Source organism: Paraburkholderia sp. BR10872 (assembly GCF_040965835.1).
In the GTDB taxonomy this organism is placed as follows: domain Bacteria; phylum Pseudomonadota; class Gammaproteobacteria; order Burkholderiales; family Burkholderiaceae; genus Paraburkholderia; species Paraburkholderia nodosa_A.
On sequence record NZ_JBFRCN010000026.1, the window covers coordinates 58538 to 80407 of the forward strand.

Consider the following 21870-nt stretch of genomic DNA (forward strand, 5'->3'; position numbering starts at 1 on the left):
GATTCGACCTCTTGAGGCTCATGCCGCTTGCAGGGTTTCGCGCTGGGTCGCGAGATGCATGATGCGCTCCTGGGTCGCCTCGCTGGCGGAGAGTTCGCCAGTGATACGGCCTTCGCACATCACTACGATCCGGTCGCTCATGCGCAGGATTTCCGGAAGTTCCGACGAGATCATCACGATCGCCTTGCCTTGTTCGGCGAGCGCCCGCAACAGCTTGTAGATCTCGCTTTTCGCGCCGACATCGATGCCGCGCGTGGGCTCGTCGAAGAAAAGCACGTCGCAGTCGCGCTCCAGCCACTTCGCAATGACGATCTTCTGCTGGTTGCCGCCCGACAGCAGACGCACCGGCTGCGTAGCGGAAGGCGTGCGGATGGCGAGCAGGCTGATGAAATGCGCCGCCGTCTTGCGGATTTGCATGCGGCGCAGAAACACGTTCAGCGAGAGGAACTTGCCGAGATTGGACATCACGATGTTCGATTCGACGTCCATGCCGGTCGCGAGACCAAAGCGCTTGCGGTCCTCGGAGAGATACCCGATGCTGTGCGCGACCGCATCGCTCGGCGTTTTGATCGATACCTTCGCGCCTTTCACGAAGATGTCGCCGGATTCGACCGGGTCCGCGCCGAACACGGCGCGCGCGACCTCAGTGCGGCCCGCGCCCATGAGTCCCGCAAAGCCCAGTATTTCGCCTTTGCGCAACGTGAAGCTCACATCCCGCACGAGCGGGCCCGCATTCAGGTGCTTCACGTCGAGCGCGACTTCGCCCTGGTGCGCCGGCCCCTGGTACGGTGCAACATCGGCGAGTGTTCTGCCGACCATCATGCTGATGATGGCCTGCACGCTCGTATCGGCGGCGGCGACGGTGGCGACGTACTCGCCATCGCGCAGCACGGTGACGCGATCGGCGATCTGCTTGAGCTCGTCCATCTTGTGCGAGATGTAGACAATGCCCACGCCCCGCTCTTTCAACTGGCGAATGATGCGGAAAAGCTCGGCGATTTCCGCGTCGTTGAGCGCGGAAGTCGGCTCGTCCATGATGAGCACGCGCGAATCGAACGACAGCGCCTTGGCGATTTCGACCATCTGCTGGCTTGCCACCGTGAGCGAGCCGACCACGGTGCGCGGATCGAGGTGCACGTGCATGCGGGCGAGAATCTCGCGCGCCTGCGCATTGAGCTTGTCTTCGTCGAGAAAGAGCCCGAGGCGCCCGCGCGGTTCGCGGCCGATGAACATGTTCTGCGCGACGGTCAAATGATTCATCAGCTGGAGTTCCTGATGAATGATGCCGACGCCCACGGCCTGGGCCTCGCCCGGACTCGCGAACGCGATGGGCTGGCCATCGTAGAGAATGTCGCCCGAGTCGCGCGTATACACGCCCGCGAGAATCTTCATCAGGGTCGACTTGCCCGCGCCGTTCTCGCCCATCAGCGCGTGCACTTCGCCCGCCATGAGATCGAATTGCACTTCGTGAAGCGCTCTCACGCCGGGAAAACTCTTGCTCAGCTTGTTGACGGAGATGAGCGGCGTCATGGCGCTGATCCGCGAAGAAAAGCCAGACACATTACCGGGGCCTCTTGATTGCGTGCGCGGCGTGGCTTGCAGCGCTGCACAAAGGGGGTTGAAGGATGGGCATTGCTCGACGTACGACCAAAGTGCTCAAGGTGCAAAGAGATCTGGCCGTTCTTTCGCGGACCGGCGCAATTCCTCGATGACCTGATCGAGATGGTCGTGCATTGCTTTGGCCGCTGCGTCGGCACGGCCGGCGCGAATGGCTTCGAAAATCCGTTCGTGCTCCTCGAGCGTGTGCACGAGACGCTCGGGACTCGCCAGCAGTTGCCTCGCGCGGTCCAGCGCGTTGCGCGACACCGCGACGATCTCTTTCACGCGCGGCAGGTTCACCGCGTCTAACAGGATTTCATGAAACGCCAGATCGAGCTCATGAAACTCGAGACGCTGGCCATTACCGGCAATCTTGCGCTGCTCATCGAGATTGGCTGCCAGTGCGTCGATCGTGGCACGGTCCTTCATGCGCGCGACTCCGCGCACCGTTTCGACTTCGAGCGCGCTGCGAATGAACAGATGCTGGCGAATATCGTCGAGCGCGATCGGTTTGACGCGCGTGCCGCGCTGCGGCAAAACCTCGACGAGACCCGCATGCGCGAGCTTCGCGAGCGCGGCGGAAACCGGAAAGCGCGACACGCCCATGCGTTCGCAGACCGCCATCTTGTCGATCATCATCCCGGGTTCCAGCGCGAGCGTCACAATCGCTTCTCTCAGTGCGTGCTCGACTGCATCGGTCAGGCTGCCGCGCTCGCCGCCTCTAATCTTTTGCAGTGCGACATAAGGATCGCCAACACTCGCCATTTCGGATGAAGAGTTCACGGCACGCTTGATTTTAAGAAGACATGCTAGCATGCTAGGTAGCAGATTCAGCGTTGTCAACGCGTGCAAACGTCTGGTTTTCCCCTACCGAAAGCCGTCCCTTCACCGGGGAGTTCGAATGACTACGATCAGCAAGCTATCCGTTCGCGACATCCGCTTTCCCACTTCGCGTTCGCTCGACGGTTCCGACGCCATGAATGCCGCGCCGGACTACTCCGCCACTTACGTCACGCTCGAAACCGATTCTCCAGACAGATTCACGGGGCACGGGCTCACATTCACGATCGGGCGCGGTAATGAAATCTGCGTGACGGCGGTCAACGCGCTGGCGCCGCTCATCGTCGGCAAGCGGCTCGAAGACATTACGGCGAACATGGGCGCATTCTGGCGCGCGTTTACTTCGGATAGCCAACTACGTTGGATCGGCCCTGACAAGGGCGCGATTCATCTGGCAACGGCGGCAGTCGTCAATGCGGTGTGGGACCTGTGGGCCAAATCGGTTGGCAAGCCCGTATGGAAACTGCTCGCGGACATGAGTCCGGAGGAACTCGTGCGCTGCCTGGATTTTCGCTACGTGACCGATGCGATTACGCCTTACGAAGCGTTGGCCATTCTGCATCGCCACGCGAAGACCAAGGGCGCGCGCGAAGTGGAAATGCTCGCGCAGGGCTACCCCGCCTATACGACTTCGGCCGGCTGGCTGGGCTACGACGACGACAAGATCCGGCGCCTCGCACGGGAAGGCGTCGCGCTTGGCTGGACGCATTTCAAGCAGAAAGTGGGCGGCAATCTCGACGAAGACGTGCGGCGCGCGCGTATTCTGCGCGAGGAGATCGGCGAAAACCTGAAGCTGATGATGGACGCCAACCAGGTGTGGGACGTGGACGAAGCGGTGGCGAACATGCGGCGGCTCGCAGAATTCGATCCGTGGTGGATCGAGGAGCCGACGAGCCCCGACGATATTCTCGGCCATGCGGAGATTCGCCGGCGTTTGGGGTCGATTGGGGTTGCCACGGGTGAACACTGTCACAATCGCGTGATGTTCAAGCAGCTGTTGCAGGCGCAGGCGATCGATTTTTGTCAGGTGGATGCTTGTCGGTTAGGTGGACTTAACGAAGTCATCGTCGTTTTGCTGATGGCGGCGAAGTTTGGTGTGCCTGTTTGCCCGCATGCGGGCGGCGTTGGGCTGTGCGAGTATGTGCAGCATATTTCACTGTTCGATTATTTGTGTGTTTCGGCTTCGCTCGAGAATCGCGTGCTCGAGTATGTCGATCATTTGCATGAGCATTTTGTTGATCCTGTTGTGATCCGGAATGGGCGGTATATGCCGCCTCAGAAGCCTGGGTATAGCATCGAGATGAAGCTGGACTCACTCGAGAAGCACACCTTCCCAGAGGGCGAGGCCTGGCGGCCCTAGCCAATGTCCATCATGTCCTCATCGATATCCATATAGTCCGCGTCTTCGTCGATATCCATTTCCGTGCGTGCAAATCCGAAGCGCTGCGCGCGTTGCTCGTCCCAATAGAAGACGACCTTGGAAAAGAGCTGATTGTGGTGCCGCTGGTTTGTGACCGGATTCTTCGTGAGTTTCCTTCCGATCTGCGCCCCCTGATTGATCACCGCATTGTTCATCGTGCGTCCGCTCGCGCTCACGTAGATTCCGTGTGTTTGACCGAGAATCCGGTGCAGGTCGCCAACGTAGCTGTTTCCGGAGGCAACGTACGGAATCTGGTCCTTCGCCTGATCCTTTCCCAATGCCAGCCTGCAAGCCGTGACCGAAACGATGGCCGGCAAGTTGCCGGCCAGTCCGCATTGCGAAAGGTACTGGGCTAACAGCGCAGCGTCCACCCCGCCCAGCGTTTGCCTCGAAACGGATCCGTGACCGCGTATATAGAGGCGCCACGGCTGCATCAGGTTAGCCGCCGCCTGGGACACCGCCTGCGGGCTATCCGTGTTTGCCGTAAAGACGTGAGTCGGCACCCCTTGGCTAACGCCCTTGGCCACGATCGATTGGGTTCCGTTCAGAATGGTGCCGTCGTTGTTACCAGACAGGACATTGATGATGATCTGCGCAGCATATTTGGACATTTCGGTCATCTCCAATCATGAATCGGGTACACGCCTCGCCTACTGCGTTTGTCCACTCTCAGGCAACAACCCAAGCGCCGCCCCCAGCGCCCTGCCACGCTCACCGGCCATCAACTCGGCGAGCAACTCAGGCAACGGTTTCCCGCCCCAATCAAGCGCCCGCTTGAGCATATAAGGCACAGGACTATGCGGCTCATAGCGCATGAGATAGTCCGCCACGATAGCGAGCAACCGATACGCCTCATCACGCGACTGCGGCGCATCCAGTCTCCTCGGCACGGCCGGCTCCGGCACCCCTACAGCCGCAGCAACCTGAATCATTGCAGGCTCGACCACCGCATTCTCCTGAATCGTTGCAACGTCAACCATTGGTACGTCCTCCCACTCGGGATGCGTCGTGAGCCAGTCGCGCAAGACGCTCTCCATGCGTTCCAGCGTTTCCAGCAGCACCCCGAACGACGGCGCCTCCGCGCCGAGCCGCTGCGTGCACCACGCATCGAGTTTCGCTATGGGCGCCCGCGCCGCGCGCAGCGCCTGCAACTGATCGCGCAACGCGGCAGGCTCCGCCGCATGCGCAGCCTGAGCCAACGCCTGCGCCACGCGTGCAGCCTCCTCGCGCTTCGCGGCCGGCACGTCTTTGCGGTCCTTCACCGCCACCGCCTCGCGCTGCGCACCCTGCCAGCGCGCAAGCGTCAGCGCAGATCCATCCGGCCCCGCGCACAACGCGATCCGCCCACCGAGCAAGGTCGGAAACTGCTGGGCCACCCAGGCGAGCGGCGCGGCCCGAAAGCCCAAATCGCCATCGCGCGGCAACGGATGAATGTCGTCCCAATAGCGCACACACAATTCACTCAGCAAGACGAAGCAATCCGGCAAGGCAACACATCCGTATCGATGCAGCCAGCTCTCGCCCAGCCATGCAGCGAGCGTCAAATCCTTGCTACGGCGAGCGAGGAGGTCCTCGCAGCCCGCTTCCACGGCGGCCCAGTCCGCGACCTTGAGCGCGGTTTGCCAGATGCCCGCAGGCAATGCCGGATCGTCCTCGCGTCGCGCCGCCTTGATCGCGTCGAAGGCGGCGTCGTGCAGGAGCGAAACGCCGGCCGGCGCGCCCCCCGGTATCGGTTGAACGAGTGCTTCGATGTCGAATGCCGGGTTCATCCGCGCCCCGCTTGTGTGCTCGACGGATACGGTCCATAGGTGAACGCTGGGCTGCCGTATGCGCTGTAGCCCGGCGCCGCATACGGCAGGTCAGGCCACGCGAGCGCCGTTTTCGACGCGCCCGTCATGCCCACACGCATGAACATGCGCGCCGTTTGCGTGCCGCCGTTGCGGTCGCGCACCGGCACGCTCAGCACCATACGCGCGTTGCCCGCGCCCGTGCCGGTATCGACGCCGTCGTCCGGCACCGCATGCAGGCGCACGAGGCGCAATAGCGACCACGTGTCGTTTGCCGCCCATGTGACCGCTTCGCCGTCGACCGAGAGCGTCGGCTGCGACGCGTCCTGCATGGGCCGCCACGGGCCGTCTTTCGCCCAGCGCAGGCTCAGCGCGGCGGGCTGGCCCGGCGCCCAGCGCAGCGGCGTTCCCGCCGCGGCGGGCCAGGCGAGCGTCTGGCTGCCGCTCGCGAGCGACCACTGGATGACCTGGTCCGCACCGGCTTCGTCGGCGCGATCGATACGCCAATCCACCGCCACGTCCACACCCACGAGCGCCCCGTCAGCGCCGCGCGCCACCAGCGCGTCGAGCCAGGGCTTAGCGCGCGCGAGCTTCGCCAGAAACTGCTGCGCGCCCGCTTGCGGGCCGCCGCTCGCCACCGCGGCGCTCATGCCGCGTTGCGCGTCCGCGAGCTTCGCGTCGAGCAGCGCCACGAAGGCCGCCGTCTGGCGCAGGTCGGCGGCCTGGGCGTTTGCATCCGCTGAGAACGGGAAGCGGCCGGCCAGGTAGCGCGCAAAATAGTTGCGCAACTGTTCGTAGGCCTCCCCGCCGGTGCCGATCTGCAGCCGGTAGCAGCGTTCGCGCGCCGACGAGACGAGCCGCATGCCCGCGCTCGCAACGATATCGCCCGAGCCCGGCACGTCCACCTGCGCGAGCGAAGCGCTGCAGGTGTCGAGGTCCATCTTGTCGAGCTGGTTGGAGATGATCGACGGCACCGCCACCAGTGCGCTCGCCGGGCTGCGCGCGCGGTATTGCGCGAGGTCCGCGAAGAGCGCCTTCCAGCGCGCCACGAGCCGAGCGTCCGCAGCGGAGAGCGGCGGATTCTGCGTGGTCAGCCAGTCGAGCGCGCTCGACGCTAACGTGGCCGTGTCCGCCACCGCACTCGACTGCGCGGCAAGGTAGGTTTGCAGCGCTTCGGGCGTAGCGGCGCCGAATGCGCGCATCGCCCCGCCGGCGTTGCCGTTCCACGCCGAGAAGTCGCCGCGCAGCGGGCGGAACGGTTCGAGCGATTGCAACTGGACATCGGTCGAGCGCAGCACATCGAGCGCGGCATCGCTCACGCGCAGGGCGACGGCTTGCGCGAGATCGGCGCGGCCGAGCGAGTCGAACGCTTCCACGAGATCGGTCGCATTCTTGCGCAGCATGTCGAAGGACGCGCCCTGCGTCTGCGGCGCGTAGGCGACGTTGCGAGCCCCGCCTGCTGACGTTGCCGCTGTTGCAACAGGTGCCGACAGTGCGGCCACCATGCTGTGCACGGTCGCGTTGCCCGCCGCGGCGAGCAGCGCGCCGCGCCACGCCTCGGGCGCCTGCGCAAGAAGCCCTGCGGAGTATTGCTTGTAGGCGGGCAGGATCGCCAGCGCGCGCTGCGCCGAGCCGGCATCGACGCCGCGAATTTCGGCCGTCGCGCTGCCTTCGCCCGCGACGAACGACTGGCCGAGCAGCGTGCGCAACGCGTCGCGCAGCGGCAGCAGGTCCGAGGCCAGTTGCAGCCCTGTGGGGGGATTGGAGGCCAGCACGCCAGGCAGGTTGCCGCTCGCGAGCCAGCGCGCCGCGAACGCGCTTTGTTCGCTCTGTTCGTGCTCCAGCACGCTCGCCACGGGAGTCGCGCCGATCAGGCGCAGCCCCTTTGCGGTGTCGAAGGTCGCCGTGAGTCCCGGCACGAGTTCCTGGCCGTGCGTGCCCGCCCAGCCGTGGTCCGCGGTGTCGACCTGGATCGCGAGCGCGTCGATGCGCGTGGCCAGTTCGGAGAGCGAGGCGGTGGTCGGCACGGCGCCGGGCGCCTTGAGATCGGCGAGCATGGCCTGGATTTGCGCGGCGTTCGTCGTGAGCGAGGAGTCCTGATAGATGTCGTCGAACCAGCGATCGAAGGTCTCCTCGAAGCACACGCTCGCCCGTGCGTGCGCGGCGCGCGCCTCGGTGCCGTCGAACGACAGTTCGCCGCCTTCCACTGCAGTCGCGCGCACGGCGTCGTCCAGACCCGCGCGGTCGGCCACATGATCGGGGGAAAAGCTCACGCCCACCGCACCGCGCATGAGTTGAGCGAGCATCACGGTGTTGCCCGAATCGCGTTCCACTAGTTCGTTGTAGTTCGTGATCAGCCGCTCGGTCTGCGCCGCGTTCGTGACGAGCCGTGTGCCCTGCGTGTACTCGGGCAGGTCCTGGGGACGCCGCGCGGCGGCCACGAGGCTCGCGTTGTCGCCCGACTCGTTGGCGCCGTCGCAGTTCAGTTCTGCGAGACGGCTGACGAGCCGCGCGCGCAGCGGCGAGAACACGAGCCCGCTCAGCACGTGGTATTGCGCGTCGTCGAGCCGGCGGTGCAGGCCGAAATACGACAGCGGCATGAACGGCGTGGCGAGCTGCCAGCGCGGCACCTTGACGAAGGCGTTCGCCGCGCTGCCCAGCGCGTTCGCCGCCGCCGTTTCGCTGCTGCTCGTGCCCGTTTCGTGCCAGGCGACGCTGGCGAGCGCGAGCGCGTCGTAACTGCTCGCGAGCAAGCGTGCGTCGCTGCGCACGTGCCAGGTGGCGACGCCCAGGCCCACGCACCAGCACACGCCCAACGCGATCGCTGCGAACGTGGCGACACGGTAGCGACGCATGCGCAGCGCCAGCACGCGCGGAATGGCGAGCGCGAGCCCCTGCCCCGGCATCAGCAAGTCGTGCCACAGGCGCGACGCGAAGGCCGGCGCCACCGCGGCGCGCGCCTCCCTGCGCGCCGCGTTCGTGATGGCGGGCTCCTCGCGCTCCTGCGCCTGCGGCATCGCTCCCACGCACCAGATGCCGCGCAGGAGCGGCGCGGTGCCGTCGGCTGCGCCGCGCAAGGTGGGCTCGATGTGCTCGCGCAACGGCTCGCGCAGGGTGTCGATGCGCTGCGGCAACAGGAAGACGTCGCCGTCCAGCGCGCCGTCGAGCGTGCCCATTTCGGTGACCGTCGCCGCGAGCGCGCGGCTCATGTCGGCGAAGGCTTCGTCCACCCACGCGGCTTCGAAGGCGCGCCGCGGCGCATACGGCGAGGCCCAGCCCAGCGGCGTTTCGATGCGTTCGCGGCGCAGCCTGGCCGCGAGCGCATCGAAGCCCGGCAGCGCGTCGCAGCCCGTCACCACCACGTAGAGCGGCAGCATCTGGCCCAGTTGACGCTGCAGCGCGAGCACCGTGCGCGAGGCTTCGAGCGCCGCGTCGGTGTCCGCGCGCGCGGTCCCGTTTTCGTCGATGAGCGTATCGAGCGCGATCACCCACACGAGCGCGTCGAGCGGCCGGCCCGGCCGGTTGCGCAGCAGACCGCGCAGCAAACGCCCGCCGGTCGAGCCGCGCCGGCGCTCGGCGGCCGCACGCGCACCGAGCGACTCGCCTGGCTCTGCGATCAGAATGCCTTCGGCGTCATGCCAAAGCCTGCCGAACCACGCCGGCTCGCCAACGGGCGTGAGACGCCAGCTGAGCGCCAGCGCGTCGAGCGCCGCCGGTGCGCCCGTGGCCAGCACGCGCGGCACCGAGTATGGATCGTGCACGCCCATCGCGTTGTGCGCCGTGCGCATCATCGCGGAGAAGTTGCGCAGCGGCCTGCGTTCGTCGCGCCCGCGCAGCCAGCGCACGACGAGCACGGCCGCGAGCCCCACGATCAACAGCGCGATGAGGACGATCAGGACCACTACGAGTGTGGTCGTCATGGCCGTGCTCCGCGCGGCGTGGCGCCCGGGCTGTCTTCGCTGCCTTCGCCGGCGTTCTGCGCGCTCACCGTGACGATGCGCCGTGCGGCGAGTGCGAGCGTGGCGGGCGGCGTCATGGAGACCGTAGCCGCCGCGGGCATGTCCTGACTTTGCGGCATGGCAGCCTGAACGTCGCCTGGCGGAACCACCGGACGCAGCCTGTGCACCGTCCGTGCGCGCGGCAGCACCATGCCCGTGGTACTCGTATGGCTCGCCTGCGCCGGACGCCCTTGCGCCAACGAGACCGTTTCGAACTGTTCGAGCGATGGCCGCACGGGCGCCGTCGCGTAGAGCCACAGCAACTGTGAGATACCGAGCAGCACCGCGAATCCGCCGCCCACGAATAGCGCGAGCCGTGCGCGGTCTGGAAACATCTGCGTGAGCAGACGGGTTTCGCGCGGCGCCAGCGCGGCGCGTTCGAGCGGCGCGCCAAGCCGGTCGGGCTCGGGGTCGCGCTGCATGGCGAACGCGAACAGCGCGTGGCGCAACTGGTCGTGACGCAAGGCGCCCGCCTCGCCGCGCAGGCGGCCACGAAAGCCTAGCGTGAGGCAGGCGAGATAGACGTTGGCGAGATCGCGCTGCGCCGGATCGCGCTGCGCAAGCAAGGTTTCGATGGCGGCCGGAATGCGCTCGCCCGCCGCACGCGTGCCGAAAATGCGCGCTTCGAGCGGATGCGTTTCCCATGCGCTCGCGCCATTCCACGCCGAAAACAGCAGCAATTCGTCGAGCAGCGCGACATAGGCGTACTGCGCGGCGGCGATGTCCGCTTCGGCCGCCGCGCCGGTCCAGGCCATCGCATCGCGCGCGAGCTTGCGTGTGGCGGACTGCAGTTGCGTGGCGAGCGCGTCGGCATCGCGCTGGGGATCGGCGGGCGTCTCTGCGCTCGCGGCATTCGCGGCGCTGGCTGCATTCGCCGCCTGCGCAACCGCGCGCAAGCGCGCGTTCTCCGCAAACGCGAACGCCACGACGAACGCGCGCATGAGCGGCAGGCGCTCGTCGGTCGGGTCGCTGGCATCAAGCATGATCGGCTCCCCCCTGGCGTGCGTCGTCGGCGGCGTCGCCCGTGGGCGTGAAGAGTTGCACCGCCCAGGGCGCGCGGCCCGGTACGGTCGTACGGACTTCGATGCACAACGGCTGCGCGCGGTCGAACCACGCATCCTCCACGGCCACCGCGAAGAGCGTCGTGTCGTCGCCCGTCGCGTAGGCCGCGCGCTCCTCGCGCGCGAGCCGCCGGCGCGCGAGGCCGCGCATGCGTTGGCGCGCGAGCGTGGGCACGTAGGGCCGCGACGCGACGACGGCATGATCGAGCCACACGCTCGCGTCGTGCTCGCCCGCGTCGGGCGGCATGCGCAAACCGATCACGAGTTCGCGCGCCACGTTGCCGCCACTTTCGAACGGCGGCGCAATCCAGAAACTGCCGCCTTCCTCGGTGAACGCGCGTACGCGATACCCCTGGCGGATTGTCGCGAGCGCTTCGTCCGCCCATGCGAGCAGCGGATCGAACGACGCGAGCAGCGCCATGTAATCGAACGTCGCGAAGGCGGGCACGCCGCGCGCGGGACGCAGCGCCGCGAGCGCGCCTGTCATGCCCGCAACGGCGCGATACAGTTCGGCGGGATGCGCGATGCCGGTGACGAGCGTCGCCTCCACTTCGGGCAGACGGCTCCAGAGCGCGCAAAGCTGGCGCTCGATCTGGGCCGAATCGTCGCGCTCTTCCGCGCGTTGCGCGGCCTGCAGACGTCCGGCCAGGAACACGCACTTTTCGCGCACGCGCAGCAGCAGCTGCATGACGCGTTGCCCGAGCACCGAGTCGGCGCGCACGAACGGACAAGGCGGCGCGTAGTCCGCAATCGCCACGCCGCCGCCCTGCTGCCTCACGCGCATGAGCGGCAGGCGGTCGAATTCGTGACGGCCGAGATCCGTCATGAGATGCAGCCGCGGCGTCCACGTCGTGATCGAAGCCGGCTCGCCACCCGAGACAAGATCGGGAACATCCGGACTCTCGCGCTGGGTGTAGCGCCCGGCCTGCGGATCGAGCTGCCCGCCGCGATACAGCGGTGGTACCGCGAGATAGATCGTGACTTCCTCGTCCGGCGCGCTGAACGCGTGGCTTACGTCGATCTCCAGCACGGGATCGTGCGGCGTGTGGCGAATGGCGAGGCCGTCGGCCAGAATCGCCTCGAGCGCGCTGATGCGCACGAGCCCCTGGGCGAGCCCCGCGGCGTCGTGCTCCAGGGAGAGCACGCCCCAGTAATGCGCGCGCGCGGCGCCGGCGAGCAAGGCGGCGTGCCCCGCCGCGTGCAGCGCCTGGGTCTGGAAATGTTGCGGCAGCAAGGGCATGCCGTCGAACCAGCAGACCGGATCGGGAAACGAAGTACGCATGATGTGTTTGCTTTCTATTGCTAAACGTTTCGTCGTTCAGTGTTGGCGCGCCACTACATGACACCGTTGCGTCACACCGTTTGGCTGCTCAATGTGCGGCCTGCACGCTCAGATCCTGGTCGCCGAGCAGCAGCAGCGCGTGAGCGGGCCCCGTATCGAGCCTCACGCGGTGCGCGCCCGGAGTCTGGTAGTCGGCGAACACCACCACGCCTGCGCCCCGCTTGCCGCCAAACGGAAACGGCGCCGCCGCGATCTGTTGACCCGGCACGACTTCGAACGACACGACCGTGATGTCTTCGGGATGATCGCGGCGCCATTGATCGCGCTGAGCGAACCACTTCGCCGAAGGCAGGCCGAGCAACGCGTCGAGCAGTTGCTGATTGCGCACGAGCACGGCGTCCACGGCAATGGGCGTGTCCTGATTCGCCTGAGTGGAGACGGCAATGGCCAGGGTATCTACCTGTACCTTGGGCAGCGACGAACACGCCGCGAGCACCTGCGCGAGCGCGAACGCCAGCGCGGCGGCACGCCAGCCGCACGGCTTCGCGGCGCGCGACGCGCCGGCGAATAACGTGGTGATCACTGCGCAATCCCCATTGTGTGCGTCGCCTCTTGTCCGCGATGCCTCCTGCCCGCGCGCAGGATAGCTCATGCTAGTTCGTATTTCTAATCAAGGCGCATGTTCTGCAGCGCAAGCTGTTTCGCGCGTAGTCTACAAGCGCCCCACGCAAAATTGCAATAACGATTTTCTAATCGATCAATTCAAAAACAATGCGCAAATAAACTTGAAAGGAAATGAGTCTATGCGCCGTAAATATACTTTGAAATTCCGCGTTTACTGTCCTAAAGTCGTGACCGTCTATCTTCACGACGTACGCGACGAAGGACAAGGTTAAGCCGCACGCAGCGCGAACGCCTGACGCCGTGAATGCTCTCGTCTGACGAATCCGGGGCATGCTTTAGCTGTGCTTTTTCTGAAGGACCGGGAATACACCTGGCAATCGTTTAATTACGTTTTGCGGGGCATTGTCGTCTTAAAGAAAACGCATCATGAAAAGGCTAGATTGACGACAAACGTGCATCTCTCCCGTTACACAATGCAATAGAAGAACGACCGCCACCGAGGTGACCATGGCCGACAGTACCCAGCACTGGTTCGAACGGAACCGACCGCCGCGTGTCCAGATCACGTACGACGTCGAAACGGGCAATGCCATCGAAAAGCGTGAACTGCCGCTCGTCGTGGGCATCCTTGCCGACTTGTCCGGCAAGCCTGTCGAGCCGTTGCCGAAAATGACGGAGCGCCGCTTCGTCGACATCGACCGCGACAATTTCAACGACGTGATGAAGTCGATCGGGCCGCGCGTGACGCTGCAGGTCGACAATACGCTCGCTGCCGACAGCAGCAAGATCAACGTCGAGCTGAAGTTCGAGCATATCGACGACTTCGATCCTGTGAGCATCGTCCAGCAGATCGGCCCGCTCAAACAGCTCTACGACGCGCGGCTGCGCCTGCGCGACCTCCTCACCAAGCTCGACGGCAACGACGAACTGGACAAGCTGCTCCAGGAAGTGGTCCATGACCCGAAGGGGTTGAGCGAAATCCGCTCGGCCCACCCGCTGGACACGCCGACTGCGCAGCTGCCGCCGCCCGCGGGCGACGCCGCTGCACCCGCCAGCCCTTCCAGTGACACGCCGGCCAGCTAAGCCCAACGCGAGGAGACAATCATGTCCGATATACAGGCCGCCGCGACCGCGCAGGCGGGTACGGTCACGCTGCTCGACCGCATCGTGCACGAAGGACGCATGGCGCAATACGAGGAGCAGCAGCAGCACGCGCGCGAACTGCTCGCCGAGTTCGCGCTGCAGGTGCTCGACAAGAACATGACCATCAGCCGCGACACGGTGGCGATGATCAACGATCACATCCGCAAGATCGACGAGCTGATCAGCGAGCAACTCAACGAGGTGCTGCATCACCCCGACATGCAGGCGCTGGAGTCGTCGTGGCGCGGACTGCATTTTCTGGTGAAGGGCTCCGAAACGGGCACGCGCCTGAAACTGCGCCTGTTGAACGCTTCGAAGAAAGACCTGCAAAACGATCTCGAGAAGGCCATCGACGTCGACACGAGCGCGCTCTTCAAGAAGATCTACGAAGAGGAATACGGCACGTTCGGCGGTTTTCCTTTCAGCGTGCTGGTGGGCGACTACTACTTCACGCGCCAGACGCCTGACGTGAGCCTGCTCGAAAAGCTCGCCTCCGTGGCCGCTGCCGCGCACGCGCCGTTCATTTCGGCGGCACACCCGCAGCTGTTCGACATGTCGAGCTTCACGGAGCTGGGCGTGCCGCGCGATCTCTCGAAGGTCTTCGAGACGATCGACATGGCGCGCTGGCGCGAATTCCGCAAGAGCGAAGACTCGCGCTATGTTGCGCTCACGCTCCCGCACATCCTGATGCGGCGTCCTTATCATCCGGACAGCAATCCGGTGGAGGGCATGAACTTCTTCGAAGATGTCGACGGCACCGACCACTCGAAGTACCTGTGGGGCAACTCCGCCTATGCCCTCGCGCAACGGATCACCAACGCGTTCGCGCAGTACAGCTGGTGCGCCGCGATTCGCGGCGTGGAAGGCGGCGGCGCGGTCGAGCGCCTGCCGGACCATATCTTTCAGACGGCTTCGGGCGACAAAGCCATGAAGTGCCCCACGGAAGTGGCGATCACCGACCGCCGCGAAAAGGAGCTCGATTCGCTCGGCTTCATTGCACTCGTGCACAAGAAGAACGAAGGGCTCGCGGTGTTCTTCGGCGGCCAGACTGCCTGCAAGCCGGCGCTCTACAACACGCCCGAGGCCACGGCGAACGCGCGCATTTCGGCCATGCTGCCGTATATCCTCGCGGCGTCGCGCTTTGCGCACTACATCAAGGCGATCATGCGCGACAAGGTCGGCAGTTTCATGACGCGCGATAACGTGCGCGCCTATCTCAACACGTGGATTGCCGACTACGTGCTCGTGAACGACAACGCGCCACAGGAAATCAAGGCCCAGTATCCGCTGCGCGAGGCGCGCGTGGACGTGACAGATGTGCCGGGCAAACCCGGCGCGTACCGCGCGACGGTATTCCTGAGGCCGCACTTCCAGCTCGAGGAACTCACTGCCTCGATCCGGCTCGTGGCGACGCTGCCGCCGCCGGCGGCCGCCTGATCCACCCGCAAAAAAGCGATTCGATGAACAGACGACGGCCAGGCGGCGCATGAGCGCCCCTGGTCCCTGAACGCGCCTGGCGCCGCGCACGCGGCCCGCGCGGTTCTTTACTGCTTCGGGAGCAGCAAACCATGGATTCGATCATTCTCGACCTCGGCAGCGACATCAAAGGCGAGTGCACGCTGGAAGGCTATACCGACAAGATCGAGTTGATGTCGTACAGCCACAACGTGGCGATGCAGGTCACCAACGACGTCAGCAACTCGGAGCGCACCTCGGGCAAGCCCCATCTCGGCGAATTCACCGTGACGAAGTTCGTCGACGTCGCCACGCCCACGCTCAACGAATATTGTTGCTCCGGCAAGGCCATCGCGAGCGCGACCATCGTGGTGGGCCGCAACGCCGCCGAAAGCGACGGCAAGATCATGCCGTTCATCACCTATACGCTGAACAACGTCGTGCTGAGCAACGTGAGCGTGTCGGGCGGCGCGGGTGGCAAGCCCGTGGAAACCCTCTCGCTGAACTTCACGAAGATCAAGTGGGAACTCACCGCGCAGAAGGACGACGCCACCAAGGAAGGCACCGCGGCCACGACGTGGGACCTGGCCGCGAACAAGGTCGTGAAGGCAGCAGCCTAGCGCGCACCGCCTATGGCGAACGTCCGCGCCTTCATCGCCATCGCGCCCATGCCGCTCTTCGAGCGGCTGGCCGACGACGCGCCCTTCGACGCGCACGAGTCCGTCGACGAGCTCGCCGCGCGCACACTGGACGCGGCCGGCTTGCGCGCGTCGGTGCGCGCGGAGTTGCTGCGCCTTCTCAACACGCGCCGCGGCACGCCACGCCTGCCGCGCGCGCCGGACGTCCTGCTTTACGGCCTGCCCGACTGGAGCGGCCAAAGCGCGGCACGCGCGGAGGACCGGGCGGTGATCGAGCGCGAAGTGGCCGAGGCGATTCGCGCGTTCGAGCCGCGCCTTCGCGAGCCGCGCGTGAAAATCGAAGCGGACGCCGCCGCGCCATGGCGGCTGTGCCTGCGCATTCGGGGAACGCTGCGCGGCAGCGACGGCGTGGAGCACGTCGTCACCTATGTCGCCGGGCAGGATGGCGAAACGCAGTCCATCGGGATCGTCGATGAACGACTCGCTTGATGCGCAACTGCTCGACTACTACCAGCGCGAGCTGACTTATCTGCGCCGCGCGAGCGAAGGCTTTGCGCAGCGTTATCCGAAGATCGCCCGGCGGCTCGAACTCGGCCCCGGCGAGAGCGCCGATCCGAACGTCGAACGCCTGATCGAAAGCTTCGCGGTGCTAACCGCTCGCCTCCAGCGCACGCTCGACGACGAATACACCACGCTCACGGACGGCCTTCTCGAACAGTTTTATCCCTACGCGTCGCGGCCGGTGCCTTCCATGACGATCGTGCAGTTCGAGCCCGATCCCACGCAAGGCAGCATCGCCGCGGGCTATCGCGTGCCGCGCGACACGACCCTCATGCACGTGGACGCGAGCGGCGCGACGATCCACTGGCGCACGTGCAGCGACGTGACGCTCTGGCCGATCACCCTCGCCGCCGCCCAGTTGCTCGACGCCGAGGAAGCCCAGGCGCTCACCGGCAACGCGTCGCTGCAATCGGCACTGCGGCTCACGCTGCGGGGCATCGGGCCGCACAAGCTGGGCGCGCTGCCGATCGAGCGCTTGCGCGTGCGCCTCACGGGGTCGCCCGTCACCTCCGCCGCGCTCTACGACCTGCTCGGCGCACACAGCGCCGCCACCTGGCTGCAGACCCCCGAGGGTACGTTACAGGCGCAACGCGGCCTGCCCTCCCCGGTTGGCTTCGACGAGGAAGACGCGCTGCTGCCGCTCGAAGACGGTGCGCATCCGGCCTGCCGACTGCTCGTCGAGTACTTCGCCTTTCCCGAGAAGTTCGCGTTCTTCGATCTGCCGTTCAAGCCGCCGGCCGATGCACTCGACAGCCTCGATCTCGTGATCGGCTTCACGGCCGCCCCGCGCGGGCGCTTCACGCTGCATACGCAGGATATCCAGCTCGGCTGCGCGAGCGCGCTCAATCTGTTCGCGCGCACCTCCGAACCCTTGCGGCCCGACGGGACGGCGCGTGAAATGCGCGTGAGCCCCGACGCGCACCGCGAATCGAGCACCGAGATCTACGCCGTGCGCAACGTGCGCGCCGTGGCGGGCCGCACGGTCACGGACGTGCCGCCCTGGTACGGCTCGATGCACGGCGCGGATTCGGCTGTGTACTGGTACGCGCGGCGCGTGAGCGGGCTGCATCCGTCACGTCCCGGCAGCGATGTCATGCTCACATTCGTCGATACGCGCTTCAATCCCGCCGCGCCCGCAGCGCGCACGCTCACTGCGGATCTGCTGTGTACCAATCGTCATCTGGCCCACCGGCTCGCGCCGGGCGCCGCGCTGTCGTTCGAAGTGCCGGGCCCCGTGGCGAGCGTGCGCATTGCGCATCGGCCCACGCCGCAGATCGTGGCCGCGCTCGACGGCACGTCGCGCTGGCGCCTCGTGTCGCAGCTCGTCCTCAATCACACGTCGATCGTGGAAGGCCCGCAAGCGCTGCAGTCGCTGCGCGAAATGCTGATGCTCCACAATCTCGGCGCGCATGCCCCGTCGCAGCGCCAGATCGCGGGGCTCGTGGCCGTGTCGAGCGAACCCATCGTCGCGCATGTCGGTACGGACCGCTGGCGCGGCTGGCGCAATGGACTCGGCGTGCGGATCGAACTCGACGAAGCGAGCTTCGTGGGCGCGAGCACCGTGCTCTTTTCCGGCGTGCTCGCGCAATTCTTCTCGCTCTATGCGAGCGTCAACCGTTTCGTACAGACCTCGCTCGTGCGCGACGGTCGGGAGATCCGCACATGGCGGCCGACGATGGGCAGCCCGCTCGTTCTCTGACGCAGAGGCTGTTCGACGAACCGCACGCGTTCGAATTCACGCAGGCCGTGCGCCTGCTCGAGTTGTTGCAGCCGCACGCGCAGCCGCTCGGGACCGGGCTCGACCCCGGCCAGGAAGCGCTCGCGTTGAGCGGCAATCTGTCTCCCGCGTTTCCGGCGAGCGCGCTCGGGCCATTGCGGCGCGGCTTACCGCGCTCGCTCGCTTTTGCGCCTCAGGCGGGCGAAGAAGCTTCCGCACAATCCGGACATGCGGGACCGCCCCAGCTCCAGGTTAACGCGTTCGCGCTCGGCGGCCCGAACGGCCCCTTACCCGGTGCATGGCAGGAATGGCTGCAGGACCGTCTGCGCCGCAAGGACCGCTCGGCGGCGGCGTTTCTCGACATCTTCCAGCACCGGCTGCTGGCGCTGCTCTATCGCGCACAGCGCAAGTACCGCAGCGCCGAGCCGCTGCCCGCCACGACGCAGCGCTCGGCCGATGTCGTGCTGCGCGCGCTGACGGGCAACGCCTCGCTGAACTCGCGCGCCTCGTACAACCGCGCGGGGCAGGAAGCCGCAATACCGCCCGAGCCGCTCGACCTGCGCGCCGTGCTGGCGCGCGCGGGCCTCTTCGCGAACCGTCGACGCTCGATCGCGGGTTTCGACGTCATGGTGCTGCATCATTTCCGCGTGCACGTGCGCTCGACGCCGTTCGAAGGCGGCTGGCGCACGCTGCCTCCGGCGAGCCGCACGGCGATCGGCTCCGGTGGACGCAACCGGCGGCTCGGTCAGGATGCCGTAGCGGGCACGAGGATCTGGGACGAACACCAGGGCATACGCGTGCGGCTGGGTCCGCTCAGGCGTGCGCAGTACGAAGCCTTCCTGCCCGGCGCGCCCGCTCACGAAGCACTGAATTCGCTGGCCGCCGAATGGTTCGGCGCCGAACTCAAGGTGCATCTCGAACTGCAGCTCGCCGCGGGCGAATTGCCGCGCGCGCGCCTCTCGCGGCACGCGCCGCCGAAGCTCGGCTGGACCGCCTGGGCCGGCGCCGCGGAATCGGCGCCCGCGCGCCTCACGCGCCTCGCGCCCGAAGACGTTCCGGGGCGTACCGGGCCGTGACGCTCGATCTCAAGACGCTCGTTGCGCGCCTCGAGCGCGAGCCGCGCGAAGCCCTCGAACGCGCCGCGCAGCAATGCCTGCGCGAGACGCATTTCGTGGTCGAAATCGAACACTGGCTGCTCGCGCTCGCCGAACCCGAGGGCGGCGATCTCGCGTGCGTGCTGCCGCACTTCGGCGTGGACCGCGCCGCGCTCGGCGCCGAGATCCGCATGACGATCGCGCGCTTCAAGCGCGGCAACACGGGCATGCCGTCGTTCTCGCCCGACCTGCTCGTGTGGCTCCAGGACGCGCTCGTGCAATCCACCGTCGTGCTCCAGCAACCGCGCGTGCGCGCGGCGACGCTGCTTATCGCCCTGCTCGAAAACGACACGCTGCGCGCCCGCGCCGTGCATGGGGCGCCCACGCTGCTGCGCGTGGCGAGCGCCGCGCTGCGCGCCAATATGAGTGTCTGGCTCGCGCCTATCGAAGCGATGTCGCCGCTTGCCTCGACATTGCCGATCGCACCGCTCGAAGCGGCCATGGACGACAGCGCGAGCCTTCCCGTGCTGACCGGTGCCCTCAAGCCCGAGGCGCCAGCGCCCGCCCTGCTCGACCAATACACGCTCGACCTCACCGCCGAAGCGCGGGCCGGACGCATCGACCCGATCATCGGACGCAATGCGGAGATTCGCCAAACGCTCGACATCCTGTTGCGGCGGCGACAGAACAACCCGTTGCTCGTGGGCGCGCCGGGCGTGGGCAAGACGGCCGTGGTCGAAGGTCTCGCGCTGCGCATCGCGGCGGGCGACGTGCCGCCGCCGCTTGCGGAAGTCTCGCTGCGCATGCTCGACCTCGCGCTGCTGCAGGCGGGTGCGGGCCTGAAAGGCGAGTTCGAGCGGCGTCTGCGCGCCGTGATCGATGAAGCGCGGCACTCGCCGCGACCGGTGGTGCTCTTCATCGACGAGGCCCATACGATGATCGGCGCAGGCGGCGCGGAAGGCGGCAGCGACGCCGCCAATCTGCTCAAGCCCGCCCTTGCGCGCGGCGAGCTGCGCACGATCGCGGCCACGACGTGGCTCGAATACAAGAAGTACTTCGAGCGCGACCCCGCGCTCGCGCGGCGCTTCCAGCTCGTGCAGATCGAGGCGCCCGACGAGCCGACGGCCATCGCGATGCTGCGCGCGCTGGCGCAAAAGTTCGAAGCGCATCACAACGTGACGATCCTCGACGCCGCCATCGTCGATGCGGTGAAACTCTCGCACCGGTACATCTCCGCGCGCCAGTTGCCCGACAAGGCGATCGCCGTGCTCGATACCGCTTGCGCGCGCGTGGCGCTGGCGCAGCACGACACGCCGCCGCAACTCGAAGCGGCCAGGCACCGGCAGCGCGCGCTCGACGACGAGCTGCTGCGCCTGCGCACGGAAACGGTACTCGGCGCGAATCACACGCAGCGTCTCGCCGCGCTCGAAGCCGAACATGCGCACAACGCCACGCTTGTCGAGACGCTTGAGGGACGCTGGCGTGACGAAGCCGCTACCGTGCGTGAGATTCTCGCGGTACGCGCGAGTCTGGCCGCCCTCGACGCGGCGCCTCGCGATGCTTTCAACGAAGGCACGCACGAACCGCCAGAAAACGCGGACGCGAACGAGAACAACGAGGCCGCGGACCCGCGCGAAGACCTCGCCGCTGAACTGGCGCGCCTCGAAAGCGGCCTCGAAGCGATTCGCGACGACGACCCCATGGTGCCGGTTTGCGTGGACTCGAAAACCATCGCCGCCGTGATCGCAAGCTGGACCGGCATTCCCGTGGGCAAGATGCTCGCTGACGAAGCGCACGCCGTGCGCACGCTCAAGGGCCGTCTCGCGCAGCGTATCGTGGGGCAAGACGCGGCGCTCGACCGCATCGCCATGCGCATCCAGGCCTGGCGCGCGGGGCTCGCCGACCCGTTGCGCCCGGTAGGCGTTTTCCTGCTCGTGGGACCAACGGGGGTCGGCAAGACAGAGACGGCCTACGCCCTTGCGGATGCACTCTATGGCGGCGAGCGCAATCTCATCGTGATCGACCTCGCCGCGTATCAGGAAGCGCATGCCGTCTCGCAGCTGCGCGGCGCGCCGCCGGGCTATGTGGGCTATGCGAGCGGCGGCCAGCTCACCGAGGCGGTGCGCAGGCGCCCTTATAGCGTCGTCCTGCTCGACGAAATCGAAAAAGCGCATGTCGACGTGCTCGAAGCCTTCTACAACGTCTTCGACAAGGGCGTCATGGAAGACGGCACCGGGCTCGTGGTGGATTTTCGCAACACGGTGATCCTCGCCACCAGCAACGTCGGCGCCGAATTGCTGCTCAATACGCCTGCCGCAACGCTTGCCACCGATGCCTTTGCGCGGCGGCTGCACGAAGAACTGCTGCACGCGTTTCGCCCGGCGTTTCTCGCGCGCATGACCGCCGTGCCTTATGCGGCGCTCGACGACACGGTGCTGCGCGCCATCATCGAAAAGAAGCTCGAACAACTGCGCATACGGTACCGCGATGCGACGGGCAAACAGTTCGCCTTCGACAGCAGGATCATCGACGCCGTGCTCGCGCGCTGCCGCGCCGCGGGTGGTGCGCGCGAGATCGACAACGTGCTGATGAACGAGCTGGTCGGCACGCTCGCGCAGTGGGCGCTCGAATGACGATGCACACCACCAGCC

At 66.5% G+C, this 21870-nt stretch carries 17 protein-coding genes; 9 read left to right on the forward strand and 8 right to left on the reverse strand.

Features of this window, described 5'->3' with window-relative positions; all coding sequences use genetic code 11:
* Nucleotides 1-18 precede the first annotated feature (18 nt).
* Nucleotides 19-1530, reverse strand: a complete 1512-nt coding sequence (locus AB4Y43_RS20825; RefSeq protein ID WP_368728677.1) for a sugar ABC transporter ATP-binding protein — start codon at nucleotides 1528-1530, stop codon at nucleotides 19-21.
* A 126-nt stretch (nucleotides 1531-1656) separates the two neighbouring features.
* On the reverse strand, nucleotides 1657-2415 hold the full coding sequence (locus tag AB4Y43_RS20830) for a GntR family transcriptional regulator (protein ID WP_069267990.1): 759 nt from the start codon (nucleotides 2413-2415) through the stop codon (nucleotides 1657-1659).
* Nucleotides 2416-2500: 85 nt separating this feature from the next.
* On the opposite strand from AB4Y43_RS20830, the gene AB4Y43_RS20835 reads away from it, so the two are divergent.
* The gene (locus AB4Y43_RS20835; RefSeq protein ID WP_368728678.1) at nucleotides 2501-3799 is read left to right on the forward strand and encodes an L-fuconate dehydratase; all 1299 of its coding nucleotides are present in this window, start codon (nucleotides 2501-2503) and stop codon (nucleotides 3797-3799) included.
* Here the strand turns inward: AB4Y43_RS20835 and AB4Y43_RS20840 are convergent.
* The 6 genes from AB4Y43_RS20840 to AB4Y43_RS20865 form a co-directional block, all read right to left on the reverse strand.
* Nucleotides 3796-4470 carry a C80 family cysteine peptidase gene (locus AB4Y43_RS20840; protein ID WP_368728679.1) on the reverse strand — a complete coding sequence of 225 codons (675 nt, stop codon included), beginning with the start codon at nucleotides 4468-4470 and terminating at the stop codon, nucleotides 3796-3798. The two genes, AB4Y43_RS20835 and AB4Y43_RS20840, sit on opposite strands and share 4 nt — an antisense overlap.
* Nucleotides 4471-4509: 39 nt before the next feature.
* On the reverse strand, nucleotides 4510-5628 hold the full coding sequence (tssA, locus tag AB4Y43_RS20845; protein WP_368728680.1) for a type VI secretion system protein TssA: 1119 nt from the start codon (nucleotides 5626-5628) through the stop codon (nucleotides 4510-4512).
* Nucleotides 5625-9566 carry a type VI secretion system protein gene (locus tag AB4Y43_RS20850; RefSeq protein ID WP_368728681.1) on the reverse strand — a complete coding sequence of 1314 codons (3942 nt, stop codon included), beginning with the start codon at nucleotides 9564-9566 and terminating at the stop codon, nucleotides 5625-5627. The genes tssA and AB4Y43_RS20850 overlap by 4 nt, the downstream gene beginning before the upstream one ends.
* A complete protein-coding gene (locus tag AB4Y43_RS20855) occupies nucleotides 9563-10627 on the reverse strand; it encodes a DotU family type IV/VI secretion system protein (protein WP_368728682.1) in 1065 nt (354 codons plus the stop codon). The genes AB4Y43_RS20850 and AB4Y43_RS20855 overlap by 4 nt, the downstream gene beginning before the upstream one ends.
* Nucleotides 10620-11987 carry a type VI secretion system baseplate subunit TssK gene (gene tssK / locus AB4Y43_RS20860; RefSeq protein ID WP_368728683.1) on the reverse strand — a complete coding sequence of 456 codons (1368 nt, stop codon included), beginning with the start codon at nucleotides 11985-11987 and terminating at the stop codon, nucleotides 10620-10622. Before tssK ends, AB4Y43_RS20855 begins: the two co-directional genes overlap by 8 nt.
* A gap of 88 nt (nucleotides 11988-12075) precedes the next feature.
* On the reverse strand, nucleotides 12076-12570 hold the full coding sequence (locus AB4Y43_RS20865) for a hypothetical protein (protein WP_083245548.1): 495 nt from the start codon (nucleotides 12568-12570) through the stop codon (nucleotides 12076-12078).
* Between the two features lie 67 nt (nucleotides 12571-12637).
* Here AB4Y43_RS20865 and AB4Y43_RS20870 point away from each other — a divergent pair, with 67 nt between their 5' ends.
* The 8 genes from AB4Y43_RS20870 (at nucleotide 12638) to tssH (ending at nucleotide 21852) form a co-directional block, all read left to right on the forward strand.
* Nucleotides 12638-12883, forward strand: coding sequence for a hypothetical protein (locus tag AB4Y43_RS20870; protein WP_141710855.1), 246 nt, complete (start codon nucleotides 12638-12640; stop codon nucleotides 12881-12883).
* A 235-nt stretch (nucleotides 12884-13118) separates the two neighbouring features.
* Nucleotides 13119-13694: a type VI secretion system contractile sheath small subunit gene (gene tssB / locus AB4Y43_RS20875; protein ID WP_342946190.1), complete on the forward strand. Its 576-nt coding sequence runs from the start codon at nucleotides 13119-13121 to the stop codon at nucleotides 13692-13694.
* 21 nt (nucleotides 13695-13715) lie between these two features.
* Complete coding sequence (gene tssC / locus AB4Y43_RS20880) at nucleotides 13716-15191, forward strand: type VI secretion system contractile sheath large subunit (RefSeq protein WP_069267983.1); 1476 nt, start codon at nucleotides 13716-13718, stop codon at nucleotides 15189-15191.
* Nucleotides 15192-15322: 131 nt separating this feature from the next.
* Nucleotides 15323-15829 carry an Hcp family type VI secretion system effector gene (locus tag AB4Y43_RS20885; RefSeq protein WP_069267982.1) on the forward strand — a complete coding sequence of 169 codons (507 nt, stop codon included), beginning with the start codon at nucleotides 15323-15325 and terminating at the stop codon, nucleotides 15827-15829.
* 48 nt (nucleotides 15830-15877) lie between these two features.
* Nucleotides 15878-16336: a type VI secretion system baseplate subunit TssE gene (gene tssE, locus AB4Y43_RS20890; protein WP_342946191.1), complete on the forward strand. Its 459-nt coding sequence runs from the start codon at nucleotides 15878-15880 to the stop codon at nucleotides 16334-16336.
* A complete protein-coding gene (gene tssF / locus AB4Y43_RS20895) occupies nucleotides 16320-18107 on the forward strand; it encodes a type VI secretion system baseplate subunit TssF (protein ID WP_342946192.1) in 1788 nt (595 codons plus the stop codon). Before tssE ends, tssF begins: the two co-directional genes overlap by 17 nt.
* Nucleotides 18071-19201, forward strand: coding sequence for a type VI secretion system baseplate subunit TssG (tssG, locus tag AB4Y43_RS20900; RefSeq protein ID WP_368728684.1), 1131 nt, complete (start codon nucleotides 18071-18073; stop codon nucleotides 19199-19201). Before tssF ends, tssG begins: the two co-directional genes overlap by 37 nt.
* Complete coding sequence (gene tssH / locus AB4Y43_RS20905; RefSeq protein WP_368619569.1) at nucleotides 19198-21852, forward strand: type VI secretion system ATPase TssH; 2655 nt, start codon at nucleotides 19198-19200, stop codon at nucleotides 21850-21852. The genes tssG and tssH overlap by 4 nt, the downstream gene beginning before the upstream one ends.
* Nucleotides 21853-21870 lie beyond the last annotated feature (18 nt).